The 19635-nt window shown below is 50.5% G+C and carries 16 protein-coding genes and 1 tRNA gene; 15 read left to right on the top strand and 2 right to left on the bottom strand.

What is annotated here, in order from left to right:
- Nucleotides 1-199: 199 nt before the first annotated feature.
- From DWX59_RS14555 to DWX59_RS14525, 8 genes are all read left to right on the top strand, one after another.
- Nucleotides 200-1045, top strand: a complete 846-nt coding sequence (locus DWX59_RS14555) for a transporter substrate-binding domain-containing protein (protein WP_117559936.1) — start codon at nucleotides 200-202, stop codon at nucleotides 1043-1045.
- 107 nt (nucleotides 1046-1152) lie between these two features.
- A complete protein-coding gene (locus tag DWX59_RS29635; protein WP_268878110.1) occupies nucleotides 1153-1287 on the top strand; it encodes a hypothetical protein in 135 nt (44 codons plus the stop codon).
- 21 nt (nucleotides 1288-1308) lie between these two features.
- Complete coding sequence (locus tag DWX59_RS14550) at nucleotides 1309-1989, top strand: amino acid ABC transporter permease (protein ID WP_040380512.1); 681 nt, start codon at nucleotides 1309-1311, stop codon at nucleotides 1987-1989.
- Nucleotides 1979-2710, top strand: coding sequence for an amino acid ABC transporter ATP-binding protein (locus DWX59_RS14545; RefSeq protein WP_117559935.1), 732 nt, complete (start codon nucleotides 1979-1981; stop codon nucleotides 2708-2710). Before DWX59_RS14550 ends, DWX59_RS14545 begins: the two co-directional genes overlap by 11 nt.
- Nucleotides 2711-2898: 188 nt before the next feature.
- Nucleotides 2899-2969: transfer RNA gene (locus tag DWX59_RS14540), tRNA-Gly, on the top strand.
- A 276-nt stretch (nucleotides 2970-3245) separates the two neighbouring features.
- Nucleotides 3246-3566, top strand: a complete 321-nt coding sequence (locus DWX59_RS14535) for a hypothetical protein (RefSeq protein WP_117559934.1) — start codon at nucleotides 3246-3248, stop codon at nucleotides 3564-3566.
- A gap of 204 nt (nucleotides 3567-3770) precedes the next feature.
- Complete coding sequence (locus DWX59_RS14530) at nucleotides 3771-5690, top strand: DNA gyrase/topoisomerase IV subunit B (RefSeq protein ID WP_117559933.1); 1920 nt, start codon at nucleotides 3771-3773, stop codon at nucleotides 5688-5690.
- 79 nt (nucleotides 5691-5769) lie between these two features.
- On the top strand, nucleotides 5770-8004 hold the full coding sequence (locus DWX59_RS14525; RefSeq protein ID WP_117559932.1) for a DNA gyrase/topoisomerase IV subunit A: 2235 nt from the start codon (nucleotides 5770-5772) through the stop codon (nucleotides 8002-8004).
- A gap of 53 nt (nucleotides 8005-8057) precedes the next feature.
- Here the strand turns inward: DWX59_RS14525 and DWX59_RS14520 are convergent, their stop codons facing one another.
- Nucleotides 8058-8885, bottom strand: a complete 828-nt coding sequence (locus DWX59_RS14520) for a CZB domain-containing protein (protein WP_117559931.1) — start codon at nucleotides 8883-8885, stop codon at nucleotides 8058-8060.
- 309 nt (nucleotides 8886-9194) lie between these two features.
- On the opposite strand from DWX59_RS14520, the gene asd reads away from it, so the two are divergent.
- The 7 genes from asd to licT all read left to right on the top strand — a co-directional run bounded on the left by asd (nucleotide 9195) and on the right by licT (nucleotide 18913).
- On the top strand, nucleotides 9195-10280 hold the full coding sequence (gene asd / locus DWX59_RS14515; protein ID WP_117560061.1) for an aspartate-semialdehyde dehydrogenase: 1086 nt from the start codon (nucleotides 9195-9197) through the stop codon (nucleotides 10278-10280).
- A gap of 23 nt (nucleotides 10281-10303) precedes the next feature.
- Nucleotides 10304-11362: an aldose epimerase family protein gene (locus DWX59_RS14510; protein WP_117559930.1), complete on the top strand. Its 1059-nt coding sequence runs from the start codon at nucleotides 10304-10306 to the stop codon at nucleotides 11360-11362.
- Between the two features lie 200 nt (nucleotides 11363-11562).
- On the top strand, nucleotides 11563-13674 hold the full coding sequence (locus DWX59_RS14505; protein WP_117559929.1) for a DNA topoisomerase: 2112 nt from the start codon (nucleotides 11563-11565) through the stop codon (nucleotides 13672-13674).
- A 3-nt stretch (nucleotides 13675-13677) separates the two neighbouring features.
- Nucleotides 13678-14418, top strand: coding sequence for an LbetaH domain-containing protein (locus DWX59_RS14500; protein WP_117559928.1), 741 nt, complete (start codon nucleotides 13678-13680; stop codon nucleotides 14416-14418).
- Between the two features lie 241 nt (nucleotides 14419-14659).
- Entirely contained in the window at nucleotides 14660-16576 is a 1917-nt protein-coding gene (locus DWX59_RS14495; protein WP_117559927.1) for a beta-glucoside-specific PTS transporter subunit IIABC, read from the top strand.
- 50 nt (nucleotides 16577-16626) lie between these two features.
- Complete coding sequence (locus DWX59_RS14490) at nucleotides 16627-18042, top strand: glycoside hydrolase family 1 protein (protein WP_117559926.1); 1416 nt, start codon at nucleotides 16627-16629, stop codon at nucleotides 18040-18042.
- A gap of 40 nt (nucleotides 18043-18082) precedes the next feature.
- Nucleotides 18083-18913, top strand: a complete 831-nt coding sequence (gene licT / locus DWX59_RS14485) for a BglG family transcription antiterminator LicT (RefSeq protein ID WP_117559925.1) — start codon at nucleotides 18083-18085, stop codon at nucleotides 18911-18913.
- Nucleotides 18914-18995: 82 nt separating this feature from the next.
- On the opposite strand, the gene upp is transcribed toward licT, so the two are convergent.
- Nucleotides 18996-19625, bottom strand: coding sequence for a uracil phosphoribosyltransferase (upp, locus tag DWX59_RS14480; RefSeq protein ID WP_117559924.1), 630 nt, complete (start codon nucleotides 19623-19625; stop codon nucleotides 18996-18998).
- Between the last annotated feature and the right edge of the window lie 10 nt (nucleotides 19626-19635).

The following is a 19635-nucleotide window of genomic DNA, read 5'->3' as shown; positions in this document are numbered from 1 at the left end:
TAAGTCACAGGATCCCTCGGGGCTGGAAATGGATTCTTATTATCATACCACAACTTTTTCACTGTGATAGCCACAATAAGTTGACTTAGTTTTTCCTTTGTGGTATAGTAAATAAACATGATGCACGTGCATCACAAGTCAAGGGCGACATGATGTATTAAAGTCACCCTTATTTTAATTGTTAGAGGAGGAAATCATTATGAAAAAAATCATGGCATTTTCAATGGCAGCAGTTATGGCCCTTTCAATGGCAGGATGCGGGTCCAAACCGGCAGCCGATACCGCTGCTGCAACAGAGGCCCAGGCTGACACGACTGCAGCAAAGGCAGAAGACACTGCTGCGGCAGGAACCGATGCAGCCGCGCCAGCAGCAGGCAAGAAGTATGTGATTAACACAGATACAACCTTTGCCCCGTTTGAGTTTGAGAATGACAAGGGCGAGATGGTGGGGATTGACCTGGATATCCTGAAGGCCATTGCCGAGGACCAGGGATTCGAGTATGAGGTGATTCCGGTTGGATTCTCCGCAGCAGTAACAGCACTGGAGGCCGGGGAGTGCGACGGTGTCATAGCAGGCATGTCCATTACCGATGAGAGGGCTGCAAAGTATGACTTTTCTGAGCCATACTATGATTCCGGTGTGGGAATGGCAGTGCTTCAGGGCTCCGACATCACCACCTATGACCAGTTAAAGGGGCAGAACGTGGCTGCAAAGATCGGTACGGAAGGCTGCACGTTTGCTGAGTCCATTGCTGACCAGTATGGTTTTGAGGTAACACAGTTTGAGAGCTCTTCTGATATGTACCAGGCAGTTCTTGGCGGGGAAGCAGTTGCCTGTTTTGAGGATTATCCTGTCATCGGATATGAGATTTCCAGGGGACTTGGCCTGACCCTTCCCACCCCGATGGAGAAAGGTTCCTCCTATGGCTTTGCAACCCTGAAGGGCGCGAATCCTGAACTGGTTGAGATGTTCAACAAGGGACTGGAGAACATCAAGGCAGACGGTACATACGATAAGATCTTAAGTACCTACATTGCGAAATAATCAGGGGCACGATGGCCGCCCCTGTGCGGCAGATGCGCGCCGGTTCCTGTCAGGGCATGACACATGTCCTGGAAACAGGGGCCGGCGCCTGAATGTGCAAAAAGGTTATGGATAAATTTAAAGCAGTTATCCAAAAAGACTGGCTTAAGTGCTTTAAATTTGGCTATAACAGGCAGCCGGCCCAAAACCGGAGGATGAGTCTGGTGCGGCCCGTGGATCTGACGGCCGTTACCGGCAGATGAAAAAGAGAAAAGGATGATAGTATGCAGATTATTAATGTATTAACCCAGTATTACCCGTCGTTTTTCAAGGCCCTTGGCGTCACGTTGCAGATGACGGTCATTTCGCTGTTCTTCGCCACAATCCTGGGGGTTATCTTTGGATTGTTTAAGGTATCTGACTTTAAGGCGCTCAAATTCATTGCCAATATCTACATTGACATCATAAGAGGGACGCCGCTGCTGGTACAGGTATTCATCATGTACTATGGCGTGGGAAGCATGCTGCGGCCTTATGGATTCCAGTGGAATATGATAGGAGGGGCGTTCTCTGCCGGCTGTGTGACCCTGAGCCTGAATGCGGGCGCCTATATGGCGGAGATTATCAGAGGAGGTATTGAAGCCGTGGACAAAGGGCAGATGGAGGCGGCCAGAAGCCTTGGCCTGTCCTACGGCAAAGCCATGCGCAAGGTAATCCTGCCCCAGGCATTCCGAACCATGCTGCCGACGATTATCAACCAGTTCATCATCTCCTTAAAAGACACATCCCTCATATCTGTCATCGGACCAAGGGAACTGACACAGAACAGCAAAATCATAGCGGCCAACGCATCCTCCATGGTCATGCCGATTTACCTGTCAGTGGCCATATTTTATCTGGTCATCTGCACCATCCTGTCCAGGGTGGCAAAATATGTGGAGAGGAGAGTGTCCTATGGAAAATAAGATTACTGTAAAGCAGCTAAAGAAAAGTTTTGGTGACCTGGAAGTTTTGAAGGACATCAGCATTGAGATAAAGGAAGGGGAGGTCGTGTGTATGATAGGCCCTTCCGGTTCCGGCAAAAGTACATTTTTAAGGTGTCTGAACAGGCTGGAGAAAATAACCTCCGGGGAAGTGGTGGTGGATGGACACCCCATATCCGACCCCAATACCAATATCAATAAGGTACGTGAGAACATCGGTATGGTGTTCCAGCATTTCAACCTGTTTCCCCATCTGACGGTCCGTGACAACATAACCCTGGCGCCCACCCAGTTAAAGCTGATGAACAAGGCTGAGGCGGATCAAAAGGCGCTGGAGCTTTTGGGACGGGTAGGCCTGTCGGACAAAGCAGACGTGTATCCGGGCCAGCTGTCCGGCGGACAGAAGCAGCGTGTGGCAATTGCCCGCTCCCTGGCCATGAACCCGGATATCATGCTGTTCGATGAACCAACCTCTGCCCTGGACCCTGAGATGGTGGGAGAGGTGCTGGAGGTCATGAAGCAGCTGGCAGCCGATGGCATGACCATGGTCGTGGTTACCCATGAGATGGGATTTGCCAGGGAGGTGGCTGACCGGGTGATATTCATGGACGACGGATATATTGTGGAGCAGGGAACGCCGGAGGAGGTCTTTGGCAATCCCAAGGAGGAACGCACCAGGAGTTTCCTTAACAAGGTGCTGTAAGTGCCATGGACCGGGACAGGTCAGGAGGCAGGAGGAATCCGCTTCAGGACTGTCCCGGGGCTTTAAGAAATGTAAGAAACCAAATACGTTCCGGAAAACCCTGGAAATAGGCTGTTTTTTAGAAAAATTAGGAAAATTTAAAAATAGACTTGAAATATTAGGAAAATATGGTATAATATCCTTGTTGCGCAGATGTAGTTCATCGGTAGAACACCAGCTTCCCAAGCTGGGGAGGCGGGTTCGATTCCCGTCATCTGCTTTATAAAAGTCAAGCCACGCGGGGATTGTTCCGTTGTGGCTTGTTTGTTTTTTGCAAAAATGAAAATCAAATAAAAGATTTATATGATTTTAAGTAAGTCATAAAGAATCAAAAGCACGGCTGGAATTAAACATAAAGGGACGTTTGATTGGATTGTTTTTTTAAAATAACGAATGTGAGGATTTCAAAAAAGAACTGTCAATTACAAATCAGGCAATATATATAGATAATCCGTTTATCATCGACCAGTTGCCGGAGTATTACAATTTAAATTTTATGGAAGGGCATCTGAAAGGCTTGTTGATAGATACTCCAAAAGATAGTATCATGGATGGGATTATTGAATCTGTACTCGTAAAGGAAAAATTAGATGAGATTTATAAAGCCTTACAGAATGTGGTAGATGGGGAAATCATAGAAAAATCTGATAATGAGTTCTTCCTGATGAAAGAAGGTTTTACACAACCGGTTCTGCAATCGCATATCTGTTCCTTAAAAAGGGCATCATTTGATGACAGTAACAAGATTTATATGTGTGAAAGCTCTTTGAAGGTTATCAATTTTGATAAAATACCAAACCCATACGTATTCGTGTAAAGTATTTGCTGAACGGTTTGTTGAGAGGATGGAAGAAGAGGAAAACCTGAGGGCAGGTTAAATGGCTGTTATAATTTCCAATAACACTGTTTTTTATTGGGCGGAGAATTTTTCTCCGCCCAAAACTTGCCAAAACAATCTAAATATGTTTTAATACTATAAGATGAAACGTACGTATGTACTTATTGGATATGGAGGATTGCAATGGCAAAGGAACAGTATAATGCGGACAGCATTACGGTATTGGAGGGGTTGGAAGCAGTACGTAAGCGTCCGGGCATGTATATAGGAGGGGTTGGCTCAAAAGGGTTAAACCATCTGATTTATGAAATCGTGGATAACGCGGTGGACGAGCATCTGGCCGGTTACTGCAGCAGCGTGTGGGTGACCCTGGAGGCGGACGGTTCCTGCACGGTGCGGGACAATGGGCGCGGCATCCCGGTGGGGATGCATAAAAAGGGACTTTCAGCAGCAAGGATTGTCCTTTCCACCCTGCATGCAGGCGGTAAATTCGATAATGACGCTTATAAGACCAGCGGAGGACTTCACGGTGTGGGCTCCTCCGTAGTTAATGCCCTGTCAGAGCACATGGACGTCAAGGTGTATAGGGACGGATTTATTTACCATGATGAATATGAGAAGGGAAGACCCATCATCAAACTTGAGGACGGGCTGCTTCCCGTTGTGGGAAAGACAAGGGAGACCGGCACCAGGATTAATTTCCTTCCGGACGGGGATATCTTTGAGAAGACCAGGTTCAAGGCTGAATGGCTGAAAAGCCGCCTTCACGAGACAGCCTACCTGAACCCCATGCTGACCATCTGCTATGAGAACAAGCGGCCGGGTGAGAACGAGAAGATTACCTATCATGAGCCGGAGGGGATTGTTGCCTATGTAAAGGAATTGAATACAGGCAAGGCGGCTGTGCACGACCCCATTTATTTTAAGGGCATGGTGGACCGGATTGAGGTGGAGGCGGCTATCCAGTTTGTGGATACCTTTGAGGAAAATATCCTGGGTTTCTGCAACAATATCTTCACACAGGAGGGGGGCACCCATCTGGCGGGATTTAAGACCAAGTTCACCGCACTGATCAACAGTTATGCCAGGGAACTTGGAATCTTAAAAGAAAAAGATACCAACTTCACGGGCGCGGATACCCGCAACGGCATGACGGCGGTCGTGGCCATCAAGCACCCGGACCCCATATTCGAGGGACAGACCAAGACCAAGATGGCCAGCGCGGACGCTACCAAAGCCGTGTTTACCGTGACAGGGGACGAGCTGCAGCTGTATTTTGACCGCAACGTGGAAGTGCTTAAGGGCGTGATTGGCTGTGCGGAAAAGTCTGCCAGGATACGCCGCGCCGAGGAAAAGGCCAAGACCAACATGCTGACCAAATCCAAGTTCTCCTTTGACAGTAACGGCAAGCTGGCCAACTGTGAGAGCAGGGACGCGGAAAAATGCGAGATTTTCATTGTTGAGGGAGATTCTGCCGGAGGCTCTGCCAAAACAGCCAGGAACCGTAAGTATCAGGCCATCCTGCCCATCAGGGGAAAAATCCTCAACGTGGAAAAAGCCTCCATGGACAAGGTACTTGCCAATGCGGAAATCAAGACCATGATCAATACCTTTGGCTGCGGGTTCTCGGAAGGATATGGCAATGACTTTGATATCACGAAGCTGCGTTACGATAAAATCATACTGATGACGGATGCCGATGTGGACGGGAGCCATATCGACACCCTTCTCCTTACATTCCTATATAGGTTCATGCCCGAACTGATTTATGACGGCCATGTGTATATTGCCATGCCGCCCCTGTTCAAGGTGATTCCCAAACGGGGCGAGGAGCAGTACCTGTATGATGAGAAAGAGCTGGAACGCTACCGCAGGACCCACACCGGGGATTTTACCCTCCAGCGGTATAAAGGTCTTGGTGAAATGGACGCGGAGCAGCTGTGGGAGACCACCCTGGACCCGGAACGCCGCGTATTGAAGCGGGTGGAAATCGAGGACGCCAGGATGGCTTCCGAGATAACAGAGATGCTGATGGGAAGCGAAGTGGCTCCCCGCCGCACGTTCATTTACGAACACGCGGACGAGGCCGAGATTGACGCATAAAGCACATGCATCCGGACGCCGGAAGACGAGGCGCCCCGGGATTGCTGCCAGGTGCACATGACAAGGAGAAGACAATAACATGGCTGAAAAGATAATAAGGACAGAATATAGCGAGGAAATGCAGAAGAGCTACATGAATTACTCCATGAGCGTCATTACTGCAAGGGCCATACCGGACGCCAGGGACGGACTAAAGCCGGTACAGCGCCGGGTCCTCTATGATATGAGCGAGCTGCGCCTGGACCACGATAAGCCCCACAGGAAGTCGGCGCGTATCGTGGGCGATACCATGGGTAAATATCATCCCCATGGGGACAGTTCCATCTATGAGACACTGGTTGTCATGAGCCAGGAGTTTAAAAAGGGAATGGCATTGGTGGACGGCCACGGCAACTTTGGTTCCATTGAAGGGGACGGGGCGGCTGCCATGAGGTATACGGAGGCCCGTCTGGAGAAATTCGCCCAGGAAGTATATCTGAAAGACTTAGATAAGACCGTAAATTTCATACCCAACTACGATGAGACGGAGAAGGAGCCGGAGGTCCTGCCGGTCAGGGTGCCCAACCTTCTGATAAACGGGGCAGAGGGCATCGCGGTAGGCATGAGCACCAGTATCCCGCCCCATAACCTGGGTGAGGTGGTGGACGCGGTCAGGGCATATATCGATGATCCGGAGATTTCCACACAACAGCTCATGGAATATATGCCCGGCCCGGATTTCCCCACGGGTGGGATCATTGCCAATAAAAGCGAACTGCCGGTCATCTATGAGACCGGGGCAGGCAAGATAAAGCTGCGCGGCAAGCTGGAGGTGGAGCTTGGGAAGCGCAAGGCGGATAAGGACAAGCTTGTCATCACCGAGATTCCCTACACCATGATAGGCGCCGGAATCAATAAGTTCCTGGTGGACATTGCTGACCTGGTGGAGAGCAAGAAGCTGACCGATGTGGTGGACATCTCCAACCAGTCCAACAAGGAAGGAATCCGCATCGTGCTGGAACTGCGCAAGGATGCGGACATAGAGAAAATCAAGAATATCCTTTATAAGAAGACGAAGTTTGAGGATACCTTCGGGGTAAACATGCTGGCCATTGCCGGAGGACGCCCGGAGACACTGAACCTGAAGGGAATCCTGCGCAATTTCCTGGATTTCCAGTATGGGAACACAAAACGCAAGTACAATGTCCTGCTTCAGAAGGAAACGGATAAGAAGGAAGTGCAGGAAGGCCTGATTACGGCATGCGACTGCATCGACCTGATTATTGCCATCCTCAGGGGGTCCAAGAACCTGAAGGATGCCAAGGCATGCCTGACAGCCGGCGATGTGTCCAACATCAGGTTTAAGGCGCCGGGATTTGAGGAGGATGCCAGGAAACTGCATTTTACGGAACGCCAGGCCTCCGCCATCCTGGAGATGCGGCTCTACAAGTTAATCGGCCTGGAAATCCTGGCCCTGGAGAAGGAACACAAAGAGACTTTGAGGCGGATTGCAGAGTATAAGAAGATTCTCGGCAGCAGGGAAGAGATGAACCGGGTCATCAAAGATGATCTGGCCGCCATCAAGGAGGAATTCTCCGTTCCAAGGCGTACCCTGATTGAGGATGGGCCCGAAGCTGTGTACGATGAAAGCGCGGTCCAGGTCCAGGAGGTGGTGTTTGTCCTTGACCGGTTCGGATACTGCAAGCTTCTTGACAAGTCCACCTATGAGAGGAACCAGGAAACCGTTGACACGGAGCAGGTCCATGTGATCCGGTGCCTGAACACGGACAAAATATGCCTGTTTGCAGCCAGCGGAAGCCTGTATCAGATTAAGGCCATGGATGTGCCGGCAGGCAAGCTGAGGGACAAAGGCGTGCCCATTGAGAACCTGAGTAAATATGACGGTACAAAGGATTCCATTGTCTATCTCACATGCGCCCAGGATTTAAAGGGGGCCACCCTGGTGTTCGCAACTAAGATGGCCATGGTGAAGCAGGTCCCGGCAGAGGAGTTTGAGACCAATAACCGGATGGTTGCGGCAACCAAGCTGCAGGACGGTGACCAGATTGTATCCATCCTTCCGGTGGAGGGACAGGAGGAAGTGGTGCTGCAGACCACAAGCGGCGTGTTCCTGCGGTTCCCGCTGGAGGAGATATCCGTCCTTAAGAAAGCGTCCAGGGGCGTAAGGGGAATCAAGCTTGCAAAGAATGAGGAACTGGAGAAATTATACCTGATTGGTGACAACCCTGTCATTGATTATAAGGGCAAGGAAGTCCATATGAACCGGCTGAAGCTGGCTAAGAGGGATGGAAAAGGGAGCAAGGTGCGCCTGTAAGCGCACGTCCTGCTCCCATAGCCGGTATTGGATGCAGTGCATCCGTCCGTGTTTTAACTTGTAAGGGCGGCTTGTACCGCACCCATCTGCCCGGCAATATAGTCAACGTCCAGCTCAAATATAAGTCCTTTATATTTGGCGCTTTGTAAAACATTACGTATGTAAGGACACTGGCCGCGCATGTAATCCTGCCCGTCCCATCCAAGCTCATCCAGATCCTCAATCCCCGCAATCTCATCCACGGCAATCCCGCAGTTGATGCGGTCCAGCACAAGCACCATTTCCTTATAAATGGAGGTGCGGAAATAATCCTTTGTCTCATCCATAAGCTTGAGGATTGCGGGCGCGGTTTCTTCTTTTATATTTTTAAGGATGGTTTTTAAACATGTTTCACGATGGCATTGGGCATGGTTCTTTGCACATGTTTCCACTTCAATGGCTGCCTCGTGAAGCTTCCTATGGGGCTCTTCTATTTTGCGCAGATGGAATGCCACGGCCTGATTGTCTGTGTGGAAATTGTAATACCAGCGTCCAAAGGCACACTGATGTGGATCCTTTGCCAGAAGGAAGGGTTCGTCCTTTTGAATGCACCGTTCAAGTTCCGAAAGCCAGTTGAGATGATCCTGCTTCCTTGCATCAATCATTTCCTCAAATTCCATACATTCACTGGACATTGACCGGTAGCCTAACTCGGTGCGTAAATCCATCAGGGTGACAATACGGTCATCCTGCCGGAACATCCCCATTATACTGGCTGGCGCCTTTGGGATTTTTTCATAATCCGGCATAGGGCGGATTTTCGAGAGATACTGACTGTTCAGGCAATAGAGGGAGCCGTTAATATGAAACAGGACATAAGGGTATTTTGTTTCTTTGTTCATTATAACGCCTTTCTTACATGATATGTTTTATCTTAACGCATATTTAACTTCATTATAGAGTACTTAGCAGGAAGTTTCAAGGTTAAAAACAATCGTATGGATTTTTAGGGAATGTGACAGACAAAAAGCCATGTTTGTCCGCAATACAAAAACAAATGTGCGCAAAAGGCGAATTTCCTGTTGCATTTTTACTGGATTTGGTATAGGATAGGGAAAGATTCCCCGATACAGGAATAATTCCCCCACAAATTAAGGAAGGGTTCCTCCACTGGCGGATGAAAAATGGACAATGAGGAGAATGAAGGGACTATGGAAAAGAAATTAAGAGTCGGCGTATTAGGAGCAACGGGCATGGTTGGACAGAGGTTCATTTCCCTGCTGGAAAACCATCCATGGTATGAGGTGGTGACAGTGGCTGCCAGCCCGCGTTCCGCAGGCAGGACCTATGAGGAGGCGGTGGGAGACCGCTGGAAGATGGCCACCCCCATGCCGGAGGCTGTGAAGCAGCTGGTTGTGATGAATGTAAACGAGGTGGAGAAGGTTGCGGCAGGCGTGGATTTTGTGTTCAGCGCGGTTGATATGACCAAAGATGAAATCAAGGCCATTGAGGAGGCTTATGCAAAGACCGAAACCCCGGTTGTCTCCAATAACAGCGCCCACCGCTGGACCCCGGATGTTCCTATGGTAGTGCCGGAGATTAACCCGGAGCACTTTGATGTCATCCCCTTCCAGAGAAAACGCCTGGGCACGGACCGCGGTTTCATTGCTGTTAAGCCCAACTGCTCCATCCAGAGTTATGCCCCGGCCCTGACCGCCTGGAAGGAATTTGAGCCATATGAAGTGGTTGCAACTACATATCAGGCAATCTCCGGCGCGGGCAAGACCTTTAAGGAATGGCCTGAGATGGAGGGCAATATCATTCCCTACATTGGCGGTGAGGAAGAGAAGAGCGAACAGGAACCGCTGCGTCTGTGGGGCAGGGTGGAGGATGGCGTGATTGTAAAGGCTGAAAGCCCTGTCATCACCTGCCAGTGCATCCGCGTGCCTGTGCTGAACGGACATACGGCAGCCGCATTTGTCAAGTTCAGGAAGAAAGTGACAAAGGAGCAGCTGATTGAGAAGCTGGTGGCCTTTAAGGGGCTTCCCCAGGAACTTGCGCTTCCCAGCGCGCCAAAGCAGTTCATCCAATATCTGGAGGAAGATAACCGCCCCCAGGTAACGGCGGATGTGGATTTTGAGAATGGAATGGGTATTTCCATTGGCCGTTTAAGGGAAGACAAGGTCTATGATTACAAGTTCGTGGGCCTGTCCCATAACACGGTCCGCGGGGCGGCCGGAGGCGCTGTCCTCTGTGCGGAACTGCTGACTGCAAAGGGTTATATACAGGCAAAATAATATACCGGGACAAGGAGGAACATATGGCAATCGCAAAGGAATCATTCGGGACAATGCCGGACGGCACCGAGGTTTACAGGTATACCCTGATTAATAAGAACAAGGTATCTGCTTCCTTCATTACCCTTGGGGGCGTGTGGGTTTCCATGGTGGTGCCTGACAAGGACGGCATACCGGGGGATGTGGTACTGGGATATGATGATCTGGACAGCTACCGGAAGAACCCGCCCCATTTCGGCGCGCCGGTAGGGCGCAACGCCAACCGCATCAAAGGCGCGGTCCTTACCATCGGCGGTAAGGATTATCCCCTTGCTGCCAACGACGGCCCCAACAACCTTCACAGCGGCCCTGACCTGTATCATGACAGGGTATGGGAGTGCAGTGCTTCTGAGACAGATAAAGGCAGCAGGCTGGACTTTTATCTGGAAAGCCCGGACGGGGACCAGGGATATCCAGGCAACGCAAAGATTACGGTGAGTTATACCCTGACGGATGAGGACAGCCTTGTACTGGATTATCACATGGTGTGTGACGCAGACACCGTGGCCAACTTTACCAACCACAGCTATTTTAATTTGGCGGGCCATGACAGCGGGAATGTGCTGGACCAGCAGGTATGGCTGAATGCCGGCCATTATACGCCCGCGGACCAGGTATCCATTCCCACGGGGGAGATTGCCCCGGTAGCCGGCACCCCAATGGATTTTACGGAAATGAAACCCATTGGCCGGGATATTGACCAGGATTTTGAGGCCCTGGTGTTCGGCAAAGGTTATGACCACAACTGGGTGCTGGACCATCCTAAAGGTGAACTGGCCCTGGCTGCAAAGGCCATGGACCCTGCCAGCGGACGCGTGATGGAGTGTTATACGGACCTTCCGGGCATCCAGTTCTACACTGCCAATTTCCTGACGGATGAGCTGCCGGGAAAGGGCGGCGCCCATTATGATTACCGCCATGCGTTCTGTTTTGAGACACAGTACTATCCGGACGCCGTGCATAAGCCAGACTTCCCGTCCCCCATCTTAAAGGCGGGACAGGAATATAAAACCACCACGATTTATAAATTCCTGACTGTATAAGACAATGGAAGGGGCGCTGACGGATGATCCAGCGCCCCTTCATTTATTACAAATATGTAACCAAAGTATGAATTAATATTTCCCATCATTGCCACGGACCGGATTTAATGGTATACTATACGAATACGCGCTGCGGCGGGCACTGGAAATCCTGCCCATTTATGCGCCGCGTATAGCAGAGAAAGCAAAAGAGGGATTGGATGTCAAAGTCATTATACATAGCGGAAAAACCCAGCGTGGCCCAGCAGTTCGCAGAAGCCCTTAAGATTAAGGGCAGGCGCCAGGATGGGTATATTGAATCGGATACAGCGGTTGTCACATGGTGTGTGGGCCATCTGGTGACCATGAGTTATCCGGAAGCCTATGACATGAAATACAAGCGCTGGAGCTTTCAGACCCTGCCGTTCCTTCCCAAGGAATTCAAGTACGAGGTCATTGGAAATGTTGCAAAGCAGTTTGAAATTGTCAAAGGTCTCTTAAACCGTCCGGATGTGGATACAATCTATGTATGTACGGACTCGGGGCGGGAGGGGGAATATATATACCGGCTGGTTGCCCAGCTGGCAGATGTGAAGGATAAGAAACAGAAGCGTGTGTGGATTGATTCCCAGACAGAGGAAGAGATATTAAGGGGAATCAGGGAGGCAAAGGATGAATCCGAATACGATAACCTGTCAGCCTCAGCCTACTTAAGGGCAAAGGAAGATTACCTGATGGGAATCAACTTTTCCAGGGCCCTTACGCTCAAATACGGGCCGGCCCTTTCCAATTACCTGGGAACCAGGTTCACGGTCCTTTCCGTGGGCCGTGTCATGACCTGCGTGTTAGGCATGGTGGTGCGCAGGGAGCGGGAAATCCGCAATTTCATAAAGACACCTTTTTACAGGGTTATCGGAAACTTTGAATCGCCGGGAAAGGATGGGGCTCCTGTCCCCTTTGACGCGGAATGGAAGGCAGCGGAAGGCTCCAGGTATTTCGGCACCCCCCATCTGTATAAGGAAAACGGTTTTAAGGACAGGGAACACGCGGAAGAACTGATTGCCATGTTAAGGGAAGAGCCGCCCATGGAAGCAGTGGTGGTTACCAAGGAAAAGAAGAAGGAGACAAAGAATCCTCCCCTTCTCTACAACCTGGCTGAACTGCAGAACGACTGTTCCAAAATGTTTAAAATCAGCCCGGATGAAACCCTTAAGGTAGTCCAGGAGCTTTACGAGAAGAAGATGGTCACCTATCCCAGGACCGATGCCAGGGTGCTGTCCACCGCTGTATCCAAGGAGATATATAAGAATATCGGCGGACTTAAGAATTATGGCCCCATGGCGGAGTTTGCCCAGGAAATCCTGGACAGCGGTTCCTTTAAGGGAATCGCCAAAACCAGGTATGTGAATGACAAACAGATTACGGACCACTACGCCATCGTGCCCACGGGACAGGGGGCCGGGTCGGCAAAAAACCTGCCGCCCCTTTCGGAAAAAGTGTACCAGGTCATATGCAGGAGGTTCCTAAGCATCTTTTATCCGGCGGCCATCTACCAGAAATACAGCCTGGAGCTGGAGCGGATGAAGGAACATTTCTTTGCCAGCTTTAAGGTGCTGGCCGAACCCGGATACCTGAAGGTGGCGGATGTGAACCTGGCCAGGAAGAATGGCGTGGAGGAAACCTTTGAGGAGGGCGCCGACCAGGCCGCCAAGGCAGGGGACGATGCCCGGAACCAGGAAAACAGCGGGGAGGCAGAGGCACAGTCTCCAAAAGTTGACAGGACAGTATTGCTGCAAATGCTTGCAGATCTGAAAAAAAATGATATACTTACTCTTGTGGATTTAAATATAAAAGAAGGGGAGACATCCCCGCCCAAACGGTATACCTCCGGTTCCATCATCCTGGCCATGGAGAATGCGGGCCAGCTCATAGAGGATGAGGAGCTGCGGGCCCAGATTAAGGGAAGCGGTATCGGGACCAGTGCAACCAGGGCAGAGATACTGAAAAAGCTGTTCAACATCAAGTATCTGAGCCTTAACAAGAAAACCCAGGTCATTACCCCGGCCCTGTTAGGCGAGATGGTATTTGACGTGGTGGAGAATTCCATCCATCAGCTTCTGAACCCGGATCTGACAGCCAGCTGGGAAAAGGGACTTACCTATGTGTCAGAGGGCTCCATTACTTCCGATGAATACATGGAGAAACTGGAGCGTTTTGTGGCAGGCAGGACAGTGAATGTAATCCGGATGAATAACCAGTACGATATGCGCAGGTTTTTTGATTCGGCTGCCGCACACTATAAAAGACAGGAATCTAATAAAAAGGAGAACTAATTTATGAAACTGGAACAGATGACAATCAAAGAACTTTTGGACACAAGCCATACAATTGCAGAGAAGCTGTTTGACGGACAGGTATATCCGTGGGAAGTGCTTCCCAATATCGGGGCATTCATCGAGGAAATAGGGCCAATCCTGCCGGAGACCGAGTATAAGAAGGTAGGCAAGAACATCTGGATCCACAGGTCGGCCAAAATTGCCCCCACCATTGCCATGGGCGGGCCCATGATTATCTGCGCCAAGGCAGAGGTACGCCAGAGTGCATTTTTAAGGGGCCGCGTCATCATCGGCGAGGGCGCTGTTATCGGCAATTCCTGTGAGATTAAGAACTCCATCATCTTTGACGGCGCACAGGTGCCGCATTTCAACTATATCGGGGACACCATCATGGGCTATAAGGCGCATATGGGAGCTGGGGCAGTTACCTCCAACGTCAAGTCTGACAAGTCCTTAGTTAAGGTCCATGCCGAGGACGGGGATGTGACCACTGGTTTTAAGAAATTCGGAGCAATCCTGGGCGACCATGTAGAGGTTGGCTGCAACAGCGTGCTGAATCCGGGAACCATCATCGGAAGGAATTCCAATGTATACCCGCTGTCCAGCGTAAGGGGCTGCGTGCCCGCTGATTCCATCTACAAAAATCAGGAGAACATCGTAATCAAAGAAGTAAGGGAAACAGAGGAAGCAGCTGAACCCGCTGCTGAGCCGGGAAAAGGCGGATTGAAGGTTGTTAAATAATTGTGCATATTAACCGAATATGCCCCGTGTATTTTGGCAGAAATTAATATTGCAATGTCAAAGACAGTCTGTTAAACTTATTTACGTCTTAAGACAATGAATTGAATAACAGTGAATGAGGCTGTTACTGGTAATGCAGGCAAGACCAAATCATATGGACACATATCGTGTCTGTTATGTTTGGTCTTTTTTTGTGCACTTTCTATGGATTAATTGGAGTACCACGAGAGGAGAGATTGGTATGGATTACAGGAAAACAGGGCTGGAGGTCCTGGAAGCTGTTGGCGGAAAAGATAATGTGGCAATGCTGACCCATTGCGCAACCAGGCTTAGATTTGAGTTCAGGGACAAAGGAAAGGTGGACCGGGACCGGGTGGAGGAAATACCCGGGGTCATCAGCGTTGTTGACAAGGGAGGACAGTTTCAGGTAGTCATCGGAAATGAGGTCCAGACCGCATTCAGGGCCATCAGGGAAATAACCGGGGAAGGGCAGGGACGTTCCAATCCGGACGGTTCCCATAAAGGCGGATCCGGAGAAAAAGAAAAATGGCTCACCAGGATTATCAGCATCATATCCACTACCTTCACACCAGTGATACCTGCACTGGTGGGCGGAGGTATGATTAAGGCGGTCCTGGCAGTGCTCACCCTCCTGAACCTGGTGAACACGGACGGAAGCACCTACCAGATGCTGAATATGATTTCAGACGGCGCATTTTACTTTATGCCTGTGCTTCTGGCTTACGGCGCTGCAATTAAGTTTGAGTGCAGCCCCATCCTGGCCATGACGCTGGCCTGTACCCTGCTGCATCCCACCTGGAGCGGCATGCTGTCAGCCGGGGCGCCGATTACGTTTTTCGGTATACCGGTCATTCTTTCGGACTACTCCTACAGCGTGCTTCCCATCATCTTGACGGTTTGGATCATGTCCCATGTGGAGCGGTTCGCGGAAAAGGTTTCCCCTTCTATGATAAAGTTTTTCACCAAACCGTTAATCACATTATTTGTGACAGCGCCGATTGCGTTCCTGGCCGTAGGACCCATCGGTGTATTCCTGAATGATGTCATTGCGGCCGGAGCTGAGTTCATTAACGGAAAGGCCAGCTGGCTGATTCCCGCACTTATGGGTGCGCTGCAGCCCGTGCTGGTGGTATCCGGCACGGCCTGGGCCATGACACCCATTGCCACCATGCAGCTAACCAAGACAGGTTCTGAGATGATTAACGGACCGGGCATGCTGGCCTCCAATGTGGCCCAGGGTGGGGCAACCCTGGCAGTTGCCTTAAAGACAAAGAACCAGGAATTGAAACAGCTGGCAACCTCCACGGGCATCACCGCGGTCCTGGGTATTACGGAGCCATCCCTGTACGGTGTTACGTTGAAGCTGAAACGTCCCTTGATTGCATCCATGATTGGCGGAGGCATTGCTGGAATCTATGCAGGTCTGTCCGGACTGGTGCGGTATGCTTTCGTATCCCCTGGACTGGCAGCGCTTCCCGCCTTCATTGGAGAGAATCCCATGAATATTGTCCATGCAGTCATTACCTGCGTCATTGCTTTTGCGGCAGCCTTTGCAGCAGCATGGGTGATGGGATTTGAGGAGCCTGAAGGAAAATGTAAGGAAGTGAAACATAAGGGGAGGACATATGAGGAAGTGAAACGCGGTGCTGAGGAACGTTCATCTGAAAAAACAGGAGCCGGTCAGCAGACGTTTTCCATCCAATCCCCTGTAAGCGGCCATGCGGTTCCCCTTTCAGAAGTCAGGGACGCCGTATTCTCCAGCGGTGTCCTTGGAAAGGGGATGGCGGTCATACCAACAGGAAATACAATCGTATCACCGGTAAAAGGACGTATAACCGCTTTTTTTGAGACAAAGCACGCCATTGGCATCACATGTGAAAACGGTGTGGAAGTGCTGATCCATATCGGTATTGATACAGTGAATCTCCAGGGAAAGCATTTTACCGCCCTTGCAGGTGTGGATGACCTGGTGGAGCCTGGGACTCCCCTGGTGGAGATTGAACGGCAGGCGATCCTGGATTTGGGATACGATCTGGTTACGCCCGTGCTGGTGGTGAACAATGGAGGCCTGTCTGAGGTGCTTACCACACAGCCCAGGGATGTGGAGGCAGGGATGGAACTGATGAAGCTTTGCTGAGAAATGTCATGCCAATAAATATAGATGCAGGAAAGGAAGCAGGAGATTAGATGATTTATCAAAGTATAAAAGCATTTCCAGAGGATTTTTTGTGGGGTGCCTCCACCTCTGCTTATCAGGTGGAGGGTGCATGGAACGAGGATGGGAAATCACCATCCATCATTGATATGTGTGAACATCCCTCTGGCACAGCGGATTTTAGAGTGGCCAGCGACCACTACCACCGCTGGGAGGAGGACATTGCGCTTATGGGGGAGATGGGGCTTAAGGCATACCGTTTTTCCGTGGCATGGACCAGGATACTGCCGGAAGGCACAGGGACGGTGAACCAGAAAGGCATTGCCTTTTATAACCAAGTGATTGAGGCGTGCAGAAAGTACGGGATAGAGCCTGTGATTACCATGTACCACTTTGATCTGCCTTATGTGCTGGAGGAAAAGGGCGGCTGGAGCAGTCGGGATACCATTGAGGCATTTGTCAAATACGCGAAGGTACTGTATACCCACTTTGGTTCCCAGGTAAAATACTGGCTTACCATCAATGAGCAGAACACCATGATTCTCCATCCGGGTGCCATCGGGGTTCCTAAAGGAAAGGGCCTTCCTAATCAAAAAACGCTGTATCTCCAGAATCACCACATGCTTCTGGCCCAGGCTCAGGCCATGAAGCTGCTGCATCAGATGTGTCCTGACGCCAAAATCGGTCCGGCTTTAAATATAACGGCCATGTACCCTGCCACATGCAGCCCCAGGGACTCCATTGCGGCCCATAACTGGGAATCCATCCGGTGTTGGAATTTCCTGGACGCGGCCGTGTTCGGGAGATACAATAGTCTGGCATTCCGGTACCTGGAGGACAGGGGCATTGCGCCTTCCCTCATGGACGGGGACCTGGAAATCCTGGCTGGCGCCAAACCGGATTTCATTGCCATGAACTATTATTCCACTGCTACCGTGGGAGCCAGCAGGGGAGATGGCTCCGATGTGGCTCCAAGGGCAGGGGACCAGCAGATCATGCTGGGGGAGCCGGGCGTGTATCGCCCGGAGGAAAACCCCTATGTGGGAAAAACAAAATACGGCTGGGTCGTGGATCCTGAGGGGCTGCGTCTGACACTGCGGAAAGTTTATGAGCGCTATCATCTGCCGGTGCTCATAACAGAAAACGGAATCGGTGCGCCAGATATTCTGGAGGAGGATGAATCTGTACATGATTCTTACCGCATTGAGTATCTGGCCGCCCACATAAACCAGCTGAGATTGGCGGTGACAGACGGTGTGGAGGTCATGGGATACTGTCCATGGTCTGCCATTGATCTGGTAAGCACCCACCAGGGCTATGGGAAGCGGTATGGCTTTATATATGTTGACAGGGATGAGTTTGATTTAAGGGAAATGAAACGATATAAAAAAGACAGTTTTTACTGGTACAGGGACGTGATTGCTGCAAACGGGGCTTGTGTGGAATAAAAATATCCGTTACAATCATATCTGCAAAGGGGGAGGGATTGTGAAGGTACTGAAAATACTGAATAATAATTTCATATTGGTTAAAAATGCAAAAGGCCAGGAAGAAATCATCATGGGACGGGGCCTGCGTTTCAAGACCCAGGTTGGAGGCTGTTTGGAAGAAAAGGACGTGGAGCGCCGTTTTGTATCCGGCCAGGGAGGAATCCTTAAGGATTACAGCCGGATGATAGAAGGGATTCCCCAGGAAACCCTGGAGGTCATACAGGAGGCAGTGGACGCTGCGGGCAGCAGCCTTTCCTGTGCCCTGGACAGCCAGGCGTTCTTTACCCTTCTTGACCACCTTATCTATGCCATGGAACGCTCTCAGAAAGGCATCGTGCTCCAGAACCGCCTTCTCTGGGAAGTGAAGAAATTCTATCCCAGGGAATACAGGGCTGGAAAAGATGCCGTGGATTATCTGAACCAGCGTCTGGGGCTCAGACTGCCGGAAGAAGAAGCCGGCAACATTGCCTTCCATCTTGTCAATGCCCAGACAGAGGGCATGACCATGGAACGCACCATGTCATCGGTAAAAATGGTAAAGGACATCCTGACCGTGGTCCAGTTCCACATGAAAAAGGAGCTGGATACGGAAAGCCTGTATTTCTCACGGTTTGTGACCCATCTGCAGTTTTTTGTCCAGAGGCTTTTAGAAGGACGTATGCTGGAGGAAAAGGACTCCTTTCTCTATGAACAGATTAGCCGCCAGTACCCCAATGAATTGGAGGCAGCCATGAAAATCAGCGGATATGTGGAAACATCCACTAAGACAGTCATTACGCGGGAGGAAATCCTGTATCTGACAATCCATATTACCAGGGTATTCCGGTAAATCAAGAAAGGCAGAGGACGTGTAACCCATGTTACATCCCTCTGCCTTTCAGCATCCGTATCATTTATGTCATTTCTTAAATTTACTTTGTTCCAAATATCCTATCCCCGGCATCGCCCAGTCCCGGACAGATATAAGCATTCTCATTGAGACAGCGGTCCAGGTGACCCACATAAACCTGAATATCAGGATGGGCCTTGTGAAGACGTTCAAGTCCTTCAGGGGCAGCGATGATTGCCATGAATTTAATCTTTTTGCCGCCGTGTTCCTTGATGAAATCCACTGCAGCCACGCCGGAACCGCCGGTTGCCAGCATGGGGTCTGTCACAATGATGGTGCGCTCCTCAATGGGGTTTGGAAGCTTACAGTAATATTCGTGAGGCTCATGCGTTACCTCGTCGCGGTACAGTCCGATGTGGCCTACCTTGGCGCTGGGAACCAGTGCAAGGATGCCGTTAACCATGCCAAGTCCTGCACGGAGGATGGGTACCACGGCCAGCTTACGTCCGGAAATCATAGGCGTCATACACGTCTCAATGGGGGTTTCAACCTCCACATCCTCCACGGGAAGGTCACGCAGGGCCTCATAACCCATGAGCATGGCAATCTCCTCAATGAGGGCGCGGAACTCGTTGGTTCCTGTAGCTTTGTTGCGCAGTATGGAAATCTTGTGCTGAATCAACGGGTGGTCAAAAATCATTACGTTATCCATAGTTGTAGCT

Origin of the sequence: Enterocloster aldenensis, from assembly GCF_003434055.1 — a bacterium.
Classification (GTDB): Bacteria; Bacillota; Clostridia; order Lachnospirales; family Lachnospiraceae; genus Enterocloster; species Enterocloster aldenensis.
Note: the sequence above shows the minus strand (reverse complement) of the source record. Positions and strands in the feature narration are given on the sequence as shown.